Annotated in this window: 20 protein-coding genes; all 20 read left to right on the top strand. The window is 60.0% G+C overall.

The window, feature by feature from the left end:
* Positions 1 to 187 precede the first annotated feature (187 nt).
* Complete coding sequence (gene rpsL / locus BM136_RS22280) at positions 188 to 565, top strand: 30S ribosomal protein S12 (RefSeq protein ID WP_003265519.1); 378 nt, start codon at positions 188 to 190, stop codon at positions 563 to 565.
* A gap of 186 nt (positions 566 to 751) precedes the next feature.
* The gene (gene rpsG, locus BM136_RS22275; RefSeq protein WP_004634470.1) at positions 752 to 1,222 is read left to right on the top strand and encodes a 30S ribosomal protein S7; all 471 of its coding nucleotides are present in this window, start codon (positions 752 to 754) and stop codon (positions 1,220 to 1,222) included.
* 114 nt (positions 1,223 to 1,336) lie between these two features.
* Positions 1,337 to 3,463: an elongation factor G gene (gene fusA, locus BM136_RS22270; protein ID WP_045203008.1), complete on the top strand. Its 2,127-nt coding sequence runs from the start codon at positions 1,337 to 1,339 to the stop codon at positions 3,461 to 3,463.
* 83 nt (positions 3,464 to 3,546) lie between these two features.
* Positions 3,547 to 4,755, top strand: a complete 1,209-nt coding sequence (gene tuf, locus BM136_RS22265) for an elongation factor Tu (RefSeq protein ID WP_092975828.1) — start codon at positions 3,547 to 3,549, stop codon at positions 4,753 to 4,755.
* 107 nt (positions 4,756 to 4,862) lie between these two features.
* Positions 4,863 to 5,174, top strand: a complete 312-nt coding sequence (rpsJ, locus tag BM136_RS22260) for a 30S ribosomal protein S10 (RefSeq protein ID WP_004634473.1) — start codon at positions 4,863 to 4,865, stop codon at positions 5,172 to 5,174.
* 284 nt (positions 5,175 to 5,458) lie between these two features.
* On the top strand, positions 5,459 to 6,112 hold the full coding sequence (gene rplC / locus BM136_RS22255; RefSeq protein WP_024977883.1) for a 50S ribosomal protein L3: 654 nt from the start codon (positions 5,459 to 5,461) through the stop codon (positions 6,110 to 6,112).
* An 11-nt stretch (positions 6,113 to 6,123) separates the two neighbouring features.
* On the top strand, positions 6,124 to 6,744 hold the full coding sequence (gene rplD / locus BM136_RS22250) for a 50S ribosomal protein L4 (protein WP_004634475.1): 621 nt from the start codon (positions 6,124 to 6,126) through the stop codon (positions 6,742 to 6,744).
* A complete protein-coding gene (gene rplW / locus BM136_RS22245; RefSeq protein WP_004634476.1) occupies positions 6,741 to 7,055 on the top strand; it encodes a 50S ribosomal protein L23 in 315 nt (104 codons plus the stop codon). The genes rplD and rplW overlap by 4 nt, the downstream gene beginning before the upstream one ends.
* A 2-nt stretch (positions 7,056 to 7,057) precedes the next feature.
* Complete coding sequence (gene rplB / locus BM136_RS22240; protein ID WP_004634477.1) at positions 7,058 to 7,888, top strand: 50S ribosomal protein L2; 831 nt, start codon at positions 7,058 to 7,060, stop codon at positions 7,886 to 7,888.
* Between the two features lie 21 nt (positions 7,889 to 7,909).
* Entirely contained in the window at positions 7,910 to 8,185 is a 276-nt protein-coding gene (rpsS, locus tag BM136_RS22235; RefSeq protein WP_004634478.1) for a 30S ribosomal protein S19, read from the top strand.
* A gap of 9 nt (positions 8,186 to 8,194) precedes the next feature.
* Complete coding sequence (gene rplV, locus BM136_RS22230; protein WP_004634479.1) at positions 8,195 to 8,524, top strand: 50S ribosomal protein L22; 330 nt, start codon at positions 8,195 to 8,197, stop codon at positions 8,522 to 8,524.
* Positions 8,525 to 8,533: 9 nt separating this feature from the next.
* A complete protein-coding gene (rpsC, locus tag BM136_RS22225) occupies positions 8,534 to 9,322 on the top strand; it encodes a 30S ribosomal protein S3 (protein ID WP_009241892.1) in 789 nt (262 codons plus the stop codon).
* 2 nt (positions 9,323 to 9,324) lie between these two features.
* Positions 9,325 to 9,741, top strand: coding sequence for a 50S ribosomal protein L16 (rplP, locus tag BM136_RS22220; RefSeq protein ID WP_003264123.1), 417 nt, complete (start codon positions 9,325 to 9,327; stop codon positions 9,739 to 9,741).
* Between the two features lie 12 nt (positions 9,742 to 9,753).
* The gene (gene rpmC / locus BM136_RS22215; RefSeq protein ID WP_004634481.1) at positions 9,754 to 9,948 is read left to right on the top strand and encodes a 50S ribosomal protein L29; all 195 of its coding nucleotides are present in this window, start codon (positions 9,754 to 9,756) and stop codon (positions 9,946 to 9,948) included.
* The gene (gene rpsQ, locus BM136_RS22210) at positions 9,945 to 10,214 is read left to right on the top strand and encodes a 30S ribosomal protein S17 (RefSeq protein WP_004634482.1); all 270 of its coding nucleotides are present in this window, start codon (positions 9,945 to 9,947) and stop codon (positions 10,212 to 10,214) included. The genes rpmC and rpsQ overlap by 4 nt, the downstream gene beginning before the upstream one ends.
* A 267-nt stretch (positions 10,215 to 10,481) precedes the next feature.
* A complete protein-coding gene (gene rplN, locus BM136_RS22205) occupies positions 10,482 to 10,850 on the top strand; it encodes a 50S ribosomal protein L14 (protein ID WP_003264129.1) in 369 nt (122 codons plus the stop codon).
* An 11-nt stretch (positions 10,851 to 10,861) separates the two neighbouring features.
* Complete coding sequence (rplX, locus tag BM136_RS22200; protein WP_092975826.1) at positions 10,862 to 11,170, top strand: 50S ribosomal protein L24; 309 nt, start codon at positions 10,862 to 10,864, stop codon at positions 11,168 to 11,170.
* A 26-nt stretch (positions 11,171 to 11,196) separates the two neighbouring features.
* Positions 11,197 to 11,739 (top strand): 50S ribosomal protein L5, encoded by a 543-nt coding sequence (gene rplE / locus BM136_RS22195; protein WP_009241894.1) that lies wholly within the window; start codon positions 11,197 to 11,199, stop codon positions 11,737 to 11,739.
* A 9-nt stretch (positions 11,740 to 11,748) separates the two neighbouring features.
* Positions 11,749 to 12,054 carry a 30S ribosomal protein S14 gene (gene rpsN, locus BM136_RS22190; RefSeq protein ID WP_004634486.1) on the top strand — a complete coding sequence of 102 codons (306 nt, stop codon included), beginning with the start codon at positions 11,749 to 11,751 and terminating at the stop codon, positions 12,052 to 12,054.
* A gap of 27 nt (positions 12,055 to 12,081) precedes the next feature.
* A complete protein-coding gene (gene rpsH / locus BM136_RS22185) occupies positions 12,082 to 12,477 on the top strand; it encodes a 30S ribosomal protein S8 (RefSeq protein ID WP_004634489.1) in 396 nt (131 codons plus the stop codon).
* Positions 12,478 to 12,486 lie beyond the last annotated feature (9 nt).

The following is a 12,486-nucleotide window of genomic DNA, read 5'->3' as shown; positions in this document are numbered from 1 at the left end:
AGCGCTGTGCAAGACATCTGAACCAGACGGGCTCGCGCTCTTTGGTCTTGATCTGTTCCCGCAGGTCCTCCCTTCAGAGCGTTCTGCTCGCCACTTCCATAAAACCCGATTGCGCCGTCCGCCTCACAAATGAGGCGTTCACGTTATGTGAACCGGCGATTTTTCAAAAACCAAGCTGGATTGAACAATGCCAACCATCAATCAACTGGTTCGCAAGCCCCGCGTCTCGGAAAAGCTGAAGAGCAAGAGCCCGGCACTTGAGAACTGCCCACAGCGTCGCGGCGTGTGCACCCGCGTGTACACCACGACGCCGAAGAAGCCGAACTCGGCACTGCGTAAGGTCGCCAAGGTGCGCCTGACCAACGGTTTCGAAGTCATTTCGTACATCGGCGGTGAAGGCCACAACCTGCAAGAACACAGCGTCGTGCTGATCCGCGGCGGCCGTGTGAAGGACTTGCCGGGTGTGCGTTACCACATCGTGCGCGGCTCCCTTGACCTGCAAGGCGTCAAGGACCGTAAGCAAGCGCGTTCGAAGTACGGCGCGAAGCGTCCGAAGGCGGCTTAAGTCGTCAGTGAGATCGCGCCGCATTTGCGGTCACGGTCTTGTCATGAGCAGGCGGTACAACGGTGCGTTTTTTGACCGCACTGGCACCGTCGAGTAAGTGGTCACCCGGCTCAGATTGTTGGAAGACAAGCTAGTTGGTGGCCGGAGAACCGAAGCGGTTCTCAACTGAACAGAGAAGGAAAGAAGATGCCACGTCGTCGTGAAGTCCCCAAGCGGGAAATTCTGCCGGACCCGAAGTTCGGCAATGTGGAAGTCGCCAAGTTCATGAACGTCCTGATGCTGGACGGCAAGAAGTCGGTGGCTGAACGTATCGTCTACGGTGCGTTCGACCAGATCGAGAAGAAAGCAGGCAAGGCGCCGATCGAGGTGTTCACGCTGGCTATCGGCAACATCAAGCCGGTGGTCGAAGTGAAGAGCCGTCGTGTTGGTGGCGCCAACTATCAGGTGCCGGTCGAAGTCCGGCCGTCGCGTCGTCTGGCATTGGCGATGCGTTGGCTGCGGGAAGCTGCGAAGAAGCGCAGCGAGAAGTCGATGGCCCTGCGTCTGGCTGGTGAGCTGCTCGAAGCGTCGGAAGGCCGCGGCGGCGCCATGAAGAAGCGCGACGAAGTGCACCGCATGGCTGAAGCCAACAAGGCGTTCTCGCACTTCCGCTTCTAAGCGACGCGAGACGTTGTTGGTTGCTGGGCGGGCTGTGTGCGCACATCTCGCCCATTTGTATTAGGGGCGCTTGGCCGTGGGCCGGCGCCCCGTTGACGAATCTGAGGATTAACCGTGGCTCGTAAGACCCCCATTGAGCGCTACCGTAACATCGGTATTTCCGCTCACATCGACGCCGGCAAGACCACCACGACCGAGCGGATCCTGTTCTACACCGGTGTGAACCACAAGATCGGTGAAGTGCATGATGGCGCTGCCACCATGGACTGGATGGAGCAGGAGCAGGAGCGCGGCATCACCATCACGTCTGCTGCTACCACCGCCTTCTGGAAGGGCATGGGCGGCAACTACCCCGAGCACCGCTTCAACATCATCGACACCCCGGGCCACGTGGACTTCACCATTGAGGTGGAGCGTTCCATGCGTGTGCTGGACGGCGCGTGCATGGTGTACTGCGCAGTGGGTGGCGTGCAGCCGCAGTCGGAAACCGTCTGGCGTCAGGCCAACAAGTACAAGGTGCCGCGTCTGGCGTTCGTCAACAAGATGGACCGTACCGGCGCGAACTTCTTCAAGGTCTATGATCAGCTGAAGACCCGCCTGAAGGCCAACCCGGTGCCCGTCGTGGTGCCCATCGGCGCTGAAGATGGCTTCCAGGGCGTCGTCGATCTGCTGGAAATGAAGGCGATCATTTGGGACGAAGCCAGCCAGGGCGTGAAGTTCGAATACACCGACATCCCGGCTGAGCTCGTTGACACATGCAACGAGTGGCGCGAGAAGATGGTCGAGTCGGCCGCTGAAGCCAGCGAAGCGCTGATGGAAAAGTACCTGGGCGGCGAAGAGCTGACCCGTGCTGAGATCGTCAAGGCGCTGCGCGACCGTACCATCGCCTGCGAAATCCAGCCGATGCTGTGCGGCACTGCGTTCAAGAACAAGGGTGTGCAGCGCATGCTCGACGCCGTGATCGACTTCCTGCCGTCGCCGGTCGACATTCCGCCGGTTCAAGGCATCGACGAAAACGACGAAGAGAAGAAGCTCGAGCGCAAGGCAGACGACAACGAGAAGTTCTCGGCGCTGGCGTTCAAGATCATGACCGACCCGTTCGTTGGTCAGCTGATCTTCTTCCGCGTCTACTCGGGCAAGATCAACTCGGGCGACACCGTGTACAACCCGGTGAAGCAGAAGAAGGAGCGTCTGGGCCGTATTCTGCAGATGCACGCCAACCAGCGCGAAGAAATCAAGGAAGTGCTGGCAGGTGACATCGCCGCCGCAGTGGGCCTGAAGGACGCCACCACGGGTGACACGCTGTGCGACCCGAGCGCTCCGATCATTCTCGAGCGCATGGTGTTCCCGGAGCCGGTGATCTCGCAGGCTGTCGAGCCGAAGACCAAGGCTGACCAGGAAAAGATGGGTATCGCCCTGAACCGCCTGGCTGCTGAAGATCCGTCGTTCCGCGTGCGTACCGATGAAGAATCGGGCCAGACCATCATTTCGGGTATGGGTGAGCTGCACCTCGAAATTCTGGTCGATCGCATGAAGCGCGAATTCGGCGTGGAAGCCAACATCGGCGCCCCGCAAGTTGCCTACCGCGAAACCATCCGCAAGAAGGTTGAAGACGTTGAAGGCAAGTTCGTCAAGCAGTCCGGCGGTCGCGGTCAGTACGGTCACGCTGTGATCACGCTGGAGCCGGCGGACGACGAGGCGAAGAAGGCTGGCAAGAACTTCGAATTCGTCGACGCCATCAAGGGCGGTGTGATTCCTCGCGAATACATCCCGGCGGTCGAGAAGGGTATCGTCGACACGCTGCCGGCCGGTATTCTGGCGGGCTTCCCGGTGGTGGACGTGAAGGTCACGCTGACGTTCGGTTCGTACCACGACGTGGACTCGAACGAAAACGCGTTCCGCATGGCCGGCTCGATGGCTTTCAAGGAAGCCATGCGTCGCGCCACCCCGGTTCTGCTCGAGCCGATGATGGCTGTGGAAGTGGAAACGCCGGAAGACTACACGGGTACCGTGATGGGCGACTTGTCGTCCCGCCGCGGGATCGTGCAGGGCATGGACGACATGGTGGGCGGTGGCAAGATCATCAAGGCCGAAGTCCCGCTGTCGGAAATGTTCGGTTATTCGACGTCGCTGCGCTCGCAAACGCAAGGCCGCGCCACGTACACCATGGAATTCAAGCAATATGCTGAGGCACCGAAGAACATCGCCGAAGCTGTGATGGCTGCTAAGGGTACGAAGTAATCAACGTGTTTTGGGCGGCGCGCGTGTGCGTGCTGCCCGCATCCAAATCTAGTAATTAGCCGATTCCGAATTGAGGAGCTGACATGGCAAAGGAAAAGTTCGAGCGGACCAAGCCGCACGTGAACGTTGGTACGATTGGTCACGTTGACCACGGCAAGACGACGCTGACCGCAGCGATCGCAACCGTGCTGTCGAGCAAGTTCGGTGGTACCGCGAAGAAGTACGACGAAATCGACGCAGCGCCGGAAGAAAAGGCACGCGGCATCACGATCAACACCGCGCACATCGAGTACGAAACGGCTAACCGCCACTACGCGCACGTTGACTGCCCGGGCCACGCCGACTACGTCAAGAACATGATCACCGGTGCCGCCCAGATGGACGGCGCCATCCTGGTGTGCTCGGCCGCTGACGGCCCGATGCCGCAAACGCGTGAGCACATCCTGCTGGCTCGCCAGGTTGGTGTGCCTTACATCGTCGTGTTCCTGAACAAGTGCGACATGGTGGACGACGCTGAGCTGCTGGAGCTGGTCGAGATGGAAGTGCGCGAACTTCTGTCGAAGTACGACTTCCCGGGCGACGACACCCCGATCATCAAGGGTTCGGCCAAGCTGGCGCTGGAAGGCGACAAGGGCGAACTGGGCGAAGTGGCCATCATGAACCTGGCCGACGCACTGGACACCTACATCCCGACGCCGGAGCGCGCTGTTGACGGTACGTTCCTGATGCCGGTGGAAGACGTGTTCTCGATCTCGGGCCGCGGCACCGTGGTGACCGGCCGTATCGAGCGCGGCATCATCAAGGTCGGCGAAGAAATCGAAATCGTCGGTATCGCCATGGACGGCGACAAGCCGAAGATCGACAAGACGACGTGCACGGGCGTGGAAATGTTCCGCAAGCTGCTGGACCAAGGTCAGGCAGGCGACAACGTCGGTATTCTGCTGCGCGGTACGAAGCGCGAAGACGTCCAGCGCGGCCAAGTGCTGGCCAAGCCGGGCTCGATCAAGCCGCACACGGAATTCACGGGCGAGGTCTACATCCTGTCGAAGGACGAAGGCGGCCGTCACACGCCGTTCTTCAACAACTACCGCCCGCAGTTCTACTTCCGTACGACGGACGTGACTGGCTCGATCGCCCTGCCGGAAGGCAAGGAAATGGTCATGCCGGGCGACAACGTGTCGATCACTGTCAAGCTGATCGCCCCGATCGCCATGGAAGAAGGTCTGCGCTTCGCTATCCGTGAAGGCGGCCGTACCGTGGGTGCTGGCGTCGTTGCCAAGATCCTGAAGTAAAAGGCGGATCGATGCGCTGTTCCTCGTAAGGGGTGCGGCGCATCGCTTGTTGCATCGCTCTTTCAATCTACCGGCGGCCCGGCCGCCATGCTCTTTAAGGAAACATCATGCAGAATCAGAAGATCCGTATCCGCCTGAAGGCTTTCGACTATCGCCTGATCGACCAGTCGGCCGCTGAAATCGTTGAAACCGCCAAGCGCACCGGCGCGATCGTCAAGGGCCCGGTGCCCCTGCCGACCCGCATCCAGCGTTTCGACGTTCTGCGTTCGCCGCACGTTAACAAGACCAGCCGCGACCAGTTCGAGATCCGTACGCACCAGCGCCTGATGGACATCGTCGATCCGACGGACAAGACCGTCGATGCGCTGATGAAGCTGGATCTGCCGGCTGGCGTGGACGTCGAGATCAAGCTGCAGTAAGCAACACAACGCTGCCGGATTACTCCGGTAACGGGCAAGCGGCGAGCCAAGTGCTCGCCGTTTTGCTTTTGGCGCCGAATGTTGCATTGCACACGATGCCCCGGCCCGCATCTGGCAATCGCTCTTGCATATTGTCCGTAACCCGGATATATTGTAGGGCTACCCCTTTAGTCAGGGGAGTGGGCTGGCCATTTGGCCTCGCGCTGTCTCTTTAGGCGCAGTCCAGTTCAAGATTCGTAGTATCAATCAGCCCCGGCCAATCGCAGCTGGGAATGGAGCAAACCATGAGCCTTGGCCTTGTAGGTCGCAAGGTTGGCATGACCCGTATTTTCACGGACGACGGTGATTCGATTCCCGTCACCGTGCTCGAGGTCGGCGACAACCGCGTGACGCAAATCAAGACGGACGAGACCGACGGTTATACCGCGGTTCAAGTCACCTTCGGCACCCGACGCGCCAGCCGCGTCACCAAGCCGCTGGCGGGTCATCTCGCCAAAGCCGGCGTGGAAGCGGGCGAAGTCATCAAAGAATTCCGAGTGGATGCCGCTCGTGCCGCTGAATTCCAGCCTGGTGCGAACATCAGCGTCGACCTGTTTGAAGTCGGTCAGAAGATCGACGTCCAGGGTGTGACGATTGGTAAGGGCTACGCCGGTACCATCAAGCGTTACCACTTCTCGTCGGGTCGCGCCTCGCACGGTAACTCGCGCTCGCACAACGTGCCGGGCTCGATCGGTATGGCGCAGGATCCGGGCCGCGTGTTCCCGGGTAAGCGCATGACCGGTCATATGGGTGACGTCACCCGTACCGTTCAGAATCTGGAAATCGCCAAGATCGATGCAGAACGCAAGCTGCTGCTGGTCAAGGGTGCGATTCCGGGCGCCAAGGGCGGTCAAGTCATCGTCACGCCGGCCGTGAAGGCCCGCGCCAAGAAGGCATAAGGAGCAAACGCATGGAACTGAAGCTGCTCCAGGACAACGGTCAACTCGGCGCCGGCGTTGCTGCCTCGCCGGAAGTGTTCGGCCGTGACTACAACGAAGCCCTCGTTCACCAAGTCGTCGTCGCTTACCAGGCCAACGCTCGCAGCGGTAACCGTAAGCAGAAGGACCGTGAAGAGGTCAAGCACACGACCAAGAAGCCGTGGCGTCAAAAGGGTACGGGCCGCGCCCGTGCAGGTATGAGCTCCTCTCCGCTGTGGCGCGGGGGTGGTCGTATCTTCCCGAATAGCCCGGAAGAAAACTTCTCGCAGAAGGTCAACAAGAAGATGTACCGCGCCGGCATGCGCTCGATTTATTCGCAGCTTGCCCGTGAAGGTCGCATCAACGTCGTTGACAGCCTGTCCGTCGACGCGCCCAAAACCAAGCTGCTGGCCGACAAGTTCCGCGCCATGGGCCTGGATTCGGTGCTCGTGATTACCGATAACCTGGACGAAAACCTCTTCCTGGCATCGCGCAACCTGGCGCACGTGCTCGTGGTTGAGCCGCGTCACGCCGACCCGCTGTCGCTCGTGCACTACAAGAAGGTGCTCGTGACCAAGGCAGCCGTCGCGCAGATCGAGGAGTTGCTGAAATGACGCAAGTTGCCAAGAACGACCATCGCCTGATGCAGGTGCTGCTGGCGCCTGTGGTGTCTGAAAAGGCAACCCTGGTGGCCGAGAAGAACGAGCAGGTCGTGTTCGAAGTGGCTCGCGACGCCAACAAAGGCGAAGTGAAGGCTGCTGTCGAACTGCTGTTCAAGGTCGAGGTCGAGTCCGTCCAGATCCTGAACCAGAAGGGCAAGCAAAAGCGCTTCGGTCGCTTCATGGGTCGCCGTGACCACGTGAAGAAGGCCTATGTTTCGCTGAAGCCGGGCCAGGAAATCAATTTTGAAGCGGAGGCCAAGTAATCATGGCACTCGTCAAAACCAAGCCGACATCGCCGGGCCGCCGCTCGATGGTGAAGGTCGTTAACCCCGACCTTCACAAGGGCGCGCCGCACGCTCCGCTGCTGGAAAAGCAAATCCAGAAGTCGGGTCGTAACAACAACGGCCACATCACCACCCGTCACAAGGGCGGTGGTCACAAGCATCACTATCGCGTCGTCGACTTCAAGCGTAACGATAAGGACGGTATCCCGGCCAAGATCGAACGCCTGGAATACGACCCGAACCGTAGCGCCAACATCGCGCTCGTGCTGTTCGCTGACGGCGAGCGCCGCTACATCATCGCCCCGAAGGGCGCTGTGGTTGGCCAAGCCATCGCTAACGGCTCGGAAGCGCCGATCAAGGCCGGTAACAACCTGCCGATCCGCAACATTCCGGTCGGTACGACGATCCACTGCGTGGAAATCCTGCCGGGCAAGGGTGCTCAAGTTGCCCGTTCGGCCGGCACGTCCGCCGTGCTGCTGGCTCGCGAAGGCATCTACGCTCAAGTGCGCCTGCGCTCGGGTGAAGTGCGCCGCGTGCACATCGAGTGCCGCGCGACCATCGGTGAAGTCGGCAACGAAGAGCACAGCCTGCGCCAGATCGGCAAGGCCGGTGCAACCCGTTGGCGCGGTATTCGCCCGACCGTTCGCGGTGTGGTGATGAACCCGGTCGATCACCCGCATGGTGGTGGTGAAGGTAAGACTGCTGCTGGCCGTGATCCGGTGTCCCCGTGGGGCACGCCGACCAAGGGCTACCGCACCCGTCGTAACAAGCGCACTGACAGCATGATCGTTCAGCGCCGTCACAAGCGTTAATCGGTAGGTAGGAGCTTAGATATGACTCGTTCCGTAAAAAAGGGTCCTTTCATTGACGCCCACCTGCTGAAGAAGGTTGAGGCGGCGGTGCAGACGAAGGACAAGAAGCCCATCAAGACTTGGTCGCGTCGTTCGACCATTCTGCCGGACTTCATCGGCCTGACGATTGCCGTTCACAACGGTCGTCAGCACGTGCCCGTGTATGTCACGGAAAACATGGTTGGCCACAAGCTCGGCGAATTTGCGCTCACGCGTACGTTCAAGGGCCACGCTGCCGACAAGAAAGCGAAGCGATAAGGGGCAATCATGGAAGTTAAAGCGATTCATCGCGGCGCCCGTATCTCTGCACAGAAGACGCGCCTGGTTGCTGACCAGATTCGCGGCCTGTCGATCGAGCGCGCGCTCAACGTGCTGACGTTCAGCCCGAAGAAGGCGGCTGGCATCGTGAAGAAGGTGGTTGAGTCCGCTATCGCGAACGCCGAGCACAATGAAGGCGCCGATATCGACGAGCTGAAGGTCAAGTCGATCTACATCGACAAGGCCACGTCGCTCAAGCGCTTCACTGCGCGTGCGAAGGGCCGTGGCAACCGCATCGAGAAACAAACCTGTCACATCACTGTGACGCTGGGCAACTAAGGGGTCACGATGGGACAGAAGATTCATCCGACTGGCTTCCGTCTGGCTGTCAGCCGTAACTGGGCGTCGCGCTGGTACGCGAGCAACACCCAGTTTGCCGGCATGCTCAAGGAAGACATCGAGGTTCGCGAGTTTCTGAAGAAGAAGCTGAAGAACGCATCGGTGGGCCGCGTGGTCATCGAGCGTCCGGCCAAGAATGCTCGTATCACCATTTACAGCTCGCGTCCGGGCGTGGTGATCGGCAAGAAAGGCGAGGACATCGAACTGCTGAAGGCTGAGCTGCAGCGCCGCATGGGCGTGCCCGTGCACGTGAACATCGAAGAAATCCGCAAGCCAGAAGTCGATGCACAGCTGATTGCCGATTCGATCACGCAGCAGCTGGAGCGCCGCATCATGTTCCGTCGCGCAATGAAGCGCGCGATGCAGAATGCGATGCGTCTGGGTGCCCAAGGCATCAAGATCATGAGCTCGGGTCGTCTGAACGGCATCGAAATCGCCCGTACCGAGTGGTACCGCGAAGGCCGTGTGCCCCTGCACACGCTGCGTGCCGATATCGACTACGGTTTCTCCGAAGCGGAAACCACCTACGGCATCATCGGTGTCAAGGTGTGGGTGTACAAGGGTGACCATCTCGGTCGCAACGACGCACCCGTAGTGGAGGAGCCGCAAGAAGAGCGTCGCAAGCGTCCGGGTCGCCCGGAAGGTCGTCGCCGTGAGGGCGAAGGTCGCCCGGCCGGTCAGCGCCGCGGTGCTGGTGCAGGTGCCCGTCGTGGCGCCGACGCCAAGACTGGAGAATAAACATGCTGCAACCTAAGCGCAGGAAGTACCGCAAGGAGCAGAAGGGCCGTAACACCGGTATCGCGACGCGCGGCAACGCAGTCTCGTTCGGCGAGTTCGGTCTGAAGGCGATGGGCCGTGGCCGTCTGACCGCGCGTCAGATTGAGTCGGCGCGTCGTGCGATGACCCGTCACATCAAGCGTGGCGGCCGCATTTGGATCCGGATTTTCCCGGACAAGCCGATCTCGAAGAAGCCTGCCGAAGTCCGTATGGGTAACGGTAAGGGCAACCCGGAATACTACGTGGCTGAAATTCAGCCGGGCAAGATGCTGTACGAAATGGACGGCGTTGGCGAAGAACTGGCACGCGAGGCATTCCGCCTGGCTGCTGCCAAGCTGCCGATCGCGACCAGTTTCGTGGTGCGTCAGGTCGGAACGTAAGGAGCACACACCATGAAAGCATCCGAACTGCGCGACAAAGATGTCGCCGGGCTGAACCAGGAGCTCTCCGAGCTGCTGAAGGCCCAATTTGGCCTGCGCATGCAAAAAGCGACGCAACAGCTGCAGAACACCAGCCAGCTGAAGAAGGTGCGTCGTGACATTGCGCGTGTCCGCACCGTGCTGGGCCAGAAGGGGAACCAGAAATGACTGAAGCCGCAACGTCCCTGAAGCGCACGCTCGTCGGTCGCGTTGTCAGCAACAAGATGGACAAGACCGTCACGGTCCTGATCGAAAACCGCGTCAAGCATCCGCTGTACGGCAAGTACGTGGTGCGCTCGAAGAAGTACCACGCGCACGACGAAGCCAACCAGTACAACGAAGGCGACAAGGTTGAGATCACGGAATCGCGTCCGCTGTCCCGCACGAAGTCGTGGGTGGTGTCGCGTCTGCTTGAAGCTGCACGCGTGATCTAAAACAACAGCGGACTAGTTTGCTGTTGCAAGGCCGAGATTATGTGATATAGTCTCGGTCTTTCCCTTTAAGAGGGTGGCCAGCAAATCCGCTGGTGGCTCGGGTGAGGGGAAAAGCGAATGGGCCAGGCGGCAATCGCCGTCGGGCAGCTACCGACTTCAAGTTGATCAACCCAATCGCAGTTGGCGCAATGCCAGCAGCCGGCGGGACCAAGACTGATCGCCTCTGCGCATTGTGCGTTTGGCGAATTAAGTTGGGACGAGAACACCATGATTCAGACAGAAAGCCGGCTCGAAGTGGCCGATAACACGGGTGCGCGTGAAGTCATGTGCATCAAGGTGCTGGGCGGTTCGAAGCGCCGCTACGCCAGCGTCGGCGACATCATCAAGGTCAGCGTCAAGGATGCTGCCCCGCGTGGTCGCGTGAAGAAGGGCGATATTTACAACGCCGTGGTGGTGCGTACCGCCAAGGGCGTGCGCCGTCCTGACGGTTCGCTCATCAAGTTCGACGGCAATGCCGCCGTGCTGCTGAACACCAAGCTTGAGCCGATCGGCACCCGCATTTTCGGGCCGGTCACTCGCGAACTCCGTACCGAGCGCTTCATGAAGATCGTGTCGCTCGCGCCGGAAGTGCTGTAATCGGAGGCCGCATGAACAAGATTCGCAAGGGCGATCGCGTCATCGTCCGTACCGGTAAAGACAAGGGCAAGCAAGGTACTGTGCTGGCCGTGCTCCCCGAGCATGTGACGGTTGAAGGCGTGAACGTTGCCAAGAAGCACGTGCGCCCGAACCCGATGCTGGGTACCACGGGTGGTGTGGTCGACAAGGTCATGCCCATCCATATTTCGAACGTTGCGCTCGTGGATGCCAATGGCAAGCCGTCGCGCGTCGGCATCAAGGTTGAAGGCGGCGTGAAGACGCGCGTGCTGAAGACCACCGGTGCTGCCGTCGGCGCTTGATTCTGGGCAATAGAGAGGAGTTGAGCATGACTGCACGTCTGCAAGAGTTTTACAAAGAGAAGGTTGTGCCCGAACTGATCAAGCAGTTTGGCTACAAGTCCGTGATGGAAGTGCCGCGCATCACCAAGATCACTCTGAACATGGGTCTTGGCGAAGCTATTAATGACAAGAAAGTCATTGAGCACGCCACGGGCGACCTGATCAAGATCGCTGGCCAAAAGCCGATCGTGACGAAGGCCCGCAAGGCTATCGCCGGCTTCAAGATTCGCCAGGGTTACCCGATCGGCACGATGGTCACGCTGCGTGGCCAACGCATGTACGAATTCCTGGATCGCTTCATCACTGTGTCGCTGCCCCGCGTGCGCGACTTCCGTGGCGTGTCCGGCAAGGCGTTCGACGGTCGTGGCAACTACAACATCGGTGTGAAAGAGCAGATCATTTTCCCCGAGATCGAATACGACAAGATCGACGCACTCCGTGGTCTGAACATCAGCATCACGACGACTGCGAAGAACGATGAGGAAGCGAAGGCGCTCCTCAACGCGTTCAAGTTCCCGTTCCGTAATTAAGGGGTTACCGTGGCTAAATTGTCTCTGATCGAACGCGAGAAGAAGCGTGCCAAGCTCGTGGCCAAGTACGCTGAGAAGCGCGCCGCTCTCGAAGCCATCGTGGCCGACCAAAGCAAGTCGGAAGAAGAGCGCTACGAAGCGCGTCTGAAATTGCAAGCGCTGCCGCGCAACGCAAATCCGACTCGTCAGCGCAACCGCTGCTCGATCACCGGTCGTCCCCGCGGTACGTTCCGTAAGTTCGGCCTGGCGCGTAACAAGCTCCGCGAGATCGCCTTCAAGGGCGAGATCCCGGGTCTGACGAAAGCCAGCTGGTAATCACGCACAGGCTACAGGAGAAACAGTATGAGCATGAGCGATCCGATCGCCGATATGCTGACGCGTATCCGCAACGCGCAAGCGGTGGAAAAAGCGTCGGTGGTCATGCCGTCGTCGAAGCTGAAGGTGGCAATCGCCAAAGTCCTGAAGGACGAGGGCTACATCGACGAATTCGCCGTGACCGAGCAGGGTGGCAAGTCCACGCTGACGATTGGTCTGAAGTACTACGCTGGCCGTCCGGTCATCGAGCGCCTGGAGCGCGTCTCGAAGCCTGGTCTGCGTGTGTATAAGGGCCGTAATGAAATCCCGCAAGTGATGAACGGCCTGGGTGTCGCCATCATCTCGACCCCGCAGGGTCTGATGACGGACCGCCGCGCCCGCGCAACCGGTGTCGGTGGCGAAGTCATTTGCTACGTCGCCTAAGGGAGGGGA

Source organism: Ralstonia sp. NFACC01 (assembly GCF_900115545.1).
In the GTDB taxonomy this organism is placed as follows: Bacteria; Pseudomonadota; Gammaproteobacteria; order Burkholderiales; family Burkholderiaceae; genus Ralstonia; species Ralstonia mojiangensis.
This window is presented reverse-complemented; position numbering and strand designations above follow the sequence as displayed.

Excerpts from the sequence above, each read along its gene's own strand:
- rpsC (WP_009241892.1), top strand. The coding sequence starts at position 8,534 with ATGGGACAGAAGATTCATCCGACTGGCTTCCGTCTGGCTGTCAGCCGT.
- rplN (WP_003264129.1), top strand. The coding sequence starts at position 10,482 with ATGATTCAGACAGAAAGCCGGCTCGAAGTGGCCGATAACACGGGTGCG.
- rpsS (WP_004634478.1), top strand. The coding sequence starts at position 7,910 with ATGACTCGTTCCGTAAAAAAGGGTCCTTTCATTGACGCCCACCTGCTG.
- rpsL (WP_003265519.1), top strand. The coding sequence starts at position 188 with ATGCCAACCATCAATCAACTGGTTCGCAAGCCCCGCGTCTCGGAAAAG.
- rplC (WP_024977883.1), top strand. The coding sequence starts at position 5,459 with ATGAGCCTTGGCCTTGTAGGTCGCAAGGTTGGCATGACCCGTATTTTC.
- rplP (WP_003264123.1), top strand. The coding sequence starts at position 9,325 with ATGCTGCAACCTAAGCGCAGGAAGTACCGCAAGGAGCAGAAGGGCCGT.
- rpsQ (WP_004634482.1), top strand. The coding sequence starts at position 9,945 with ATGACTGAAGCCGCAACGTCCCTGAAGCGCACGCTCGTCGGTCGCGTT.
- rplV (WP_004634479.1), top strand. The coding sequence starts at position 8,195 with ATGGAAGTTAAAGCGATTCATCGCGGCGCCCGTATCTCTGCACAGAAG.
- rplW (WP_004634476.1), top strand. The coding sequence starts at position 6,741 with ATGACGCAAGTTGCCAAGAACGACCATCGCCTGATGCAGGTGCTGCTG.
- rpsG (WP_004634470.1), top strand. The coding sequence starts at position 752 with ATGCCACGTCGTCGTGAAGTCCCCAAGCGGGAAATTCTGCCGGACCCG.
- tuf (WP_092975828.1), top strand. The coding sequence starts at position 3,547 with ATGGCAAAGGAAAAGTTCGAGCGGACCAAGCCGCACGTGAACGTTGGT.
- rplX (WP_092975826.1), top strand. The coding sequence starts at position 10,862 with ATGAACAAGATTCGCAAGGGCGATCGCGTCATCGTCCGTACCGGTAAA.
- rplB (WP_004634477.1), top strand. The coding sequence starts at position 7,058 with ATGGCACTCGTCAAAACCAAGCCGACATCGCCGGGCCGCCGCTCGATG.
- rpmC (WP_004634481.1), top strand. The coding sequence starts at position 9,754 with ATGAAAGCATCCGAACTGCGCGACAAAGATGTCGCCGGGCTGAACCAG.
- rplD (WP_004634475.1), top strand. The coding sequence starts at position 6,124 with ATGGAACTGAAGCTGCTCCAGGACAACGGTCAACTCGGCGCCGGCGTT.
- rplE (WP_009241894.1), top strand. The coding sequence starts at position 11,197 with ATGACTGCACGTCTGCAAGAGTTTTACAAAGAGAAGGTTGTGCCCGAA.
- rpsJ (WP_004634473.1), top strand. The coding sequence starts at position 4,863 with ATGCAGAATCAGAAGATCCGTATCCGCCTGAAGGCTTTCGACTATCGC.
- rpsH (WP_004634489.1), top strand. The coding sequence starts at position 12,082 with ATGAGCATGAGCGATCCGATCGCCGATATGCTGACGCGTATCCGCAAC.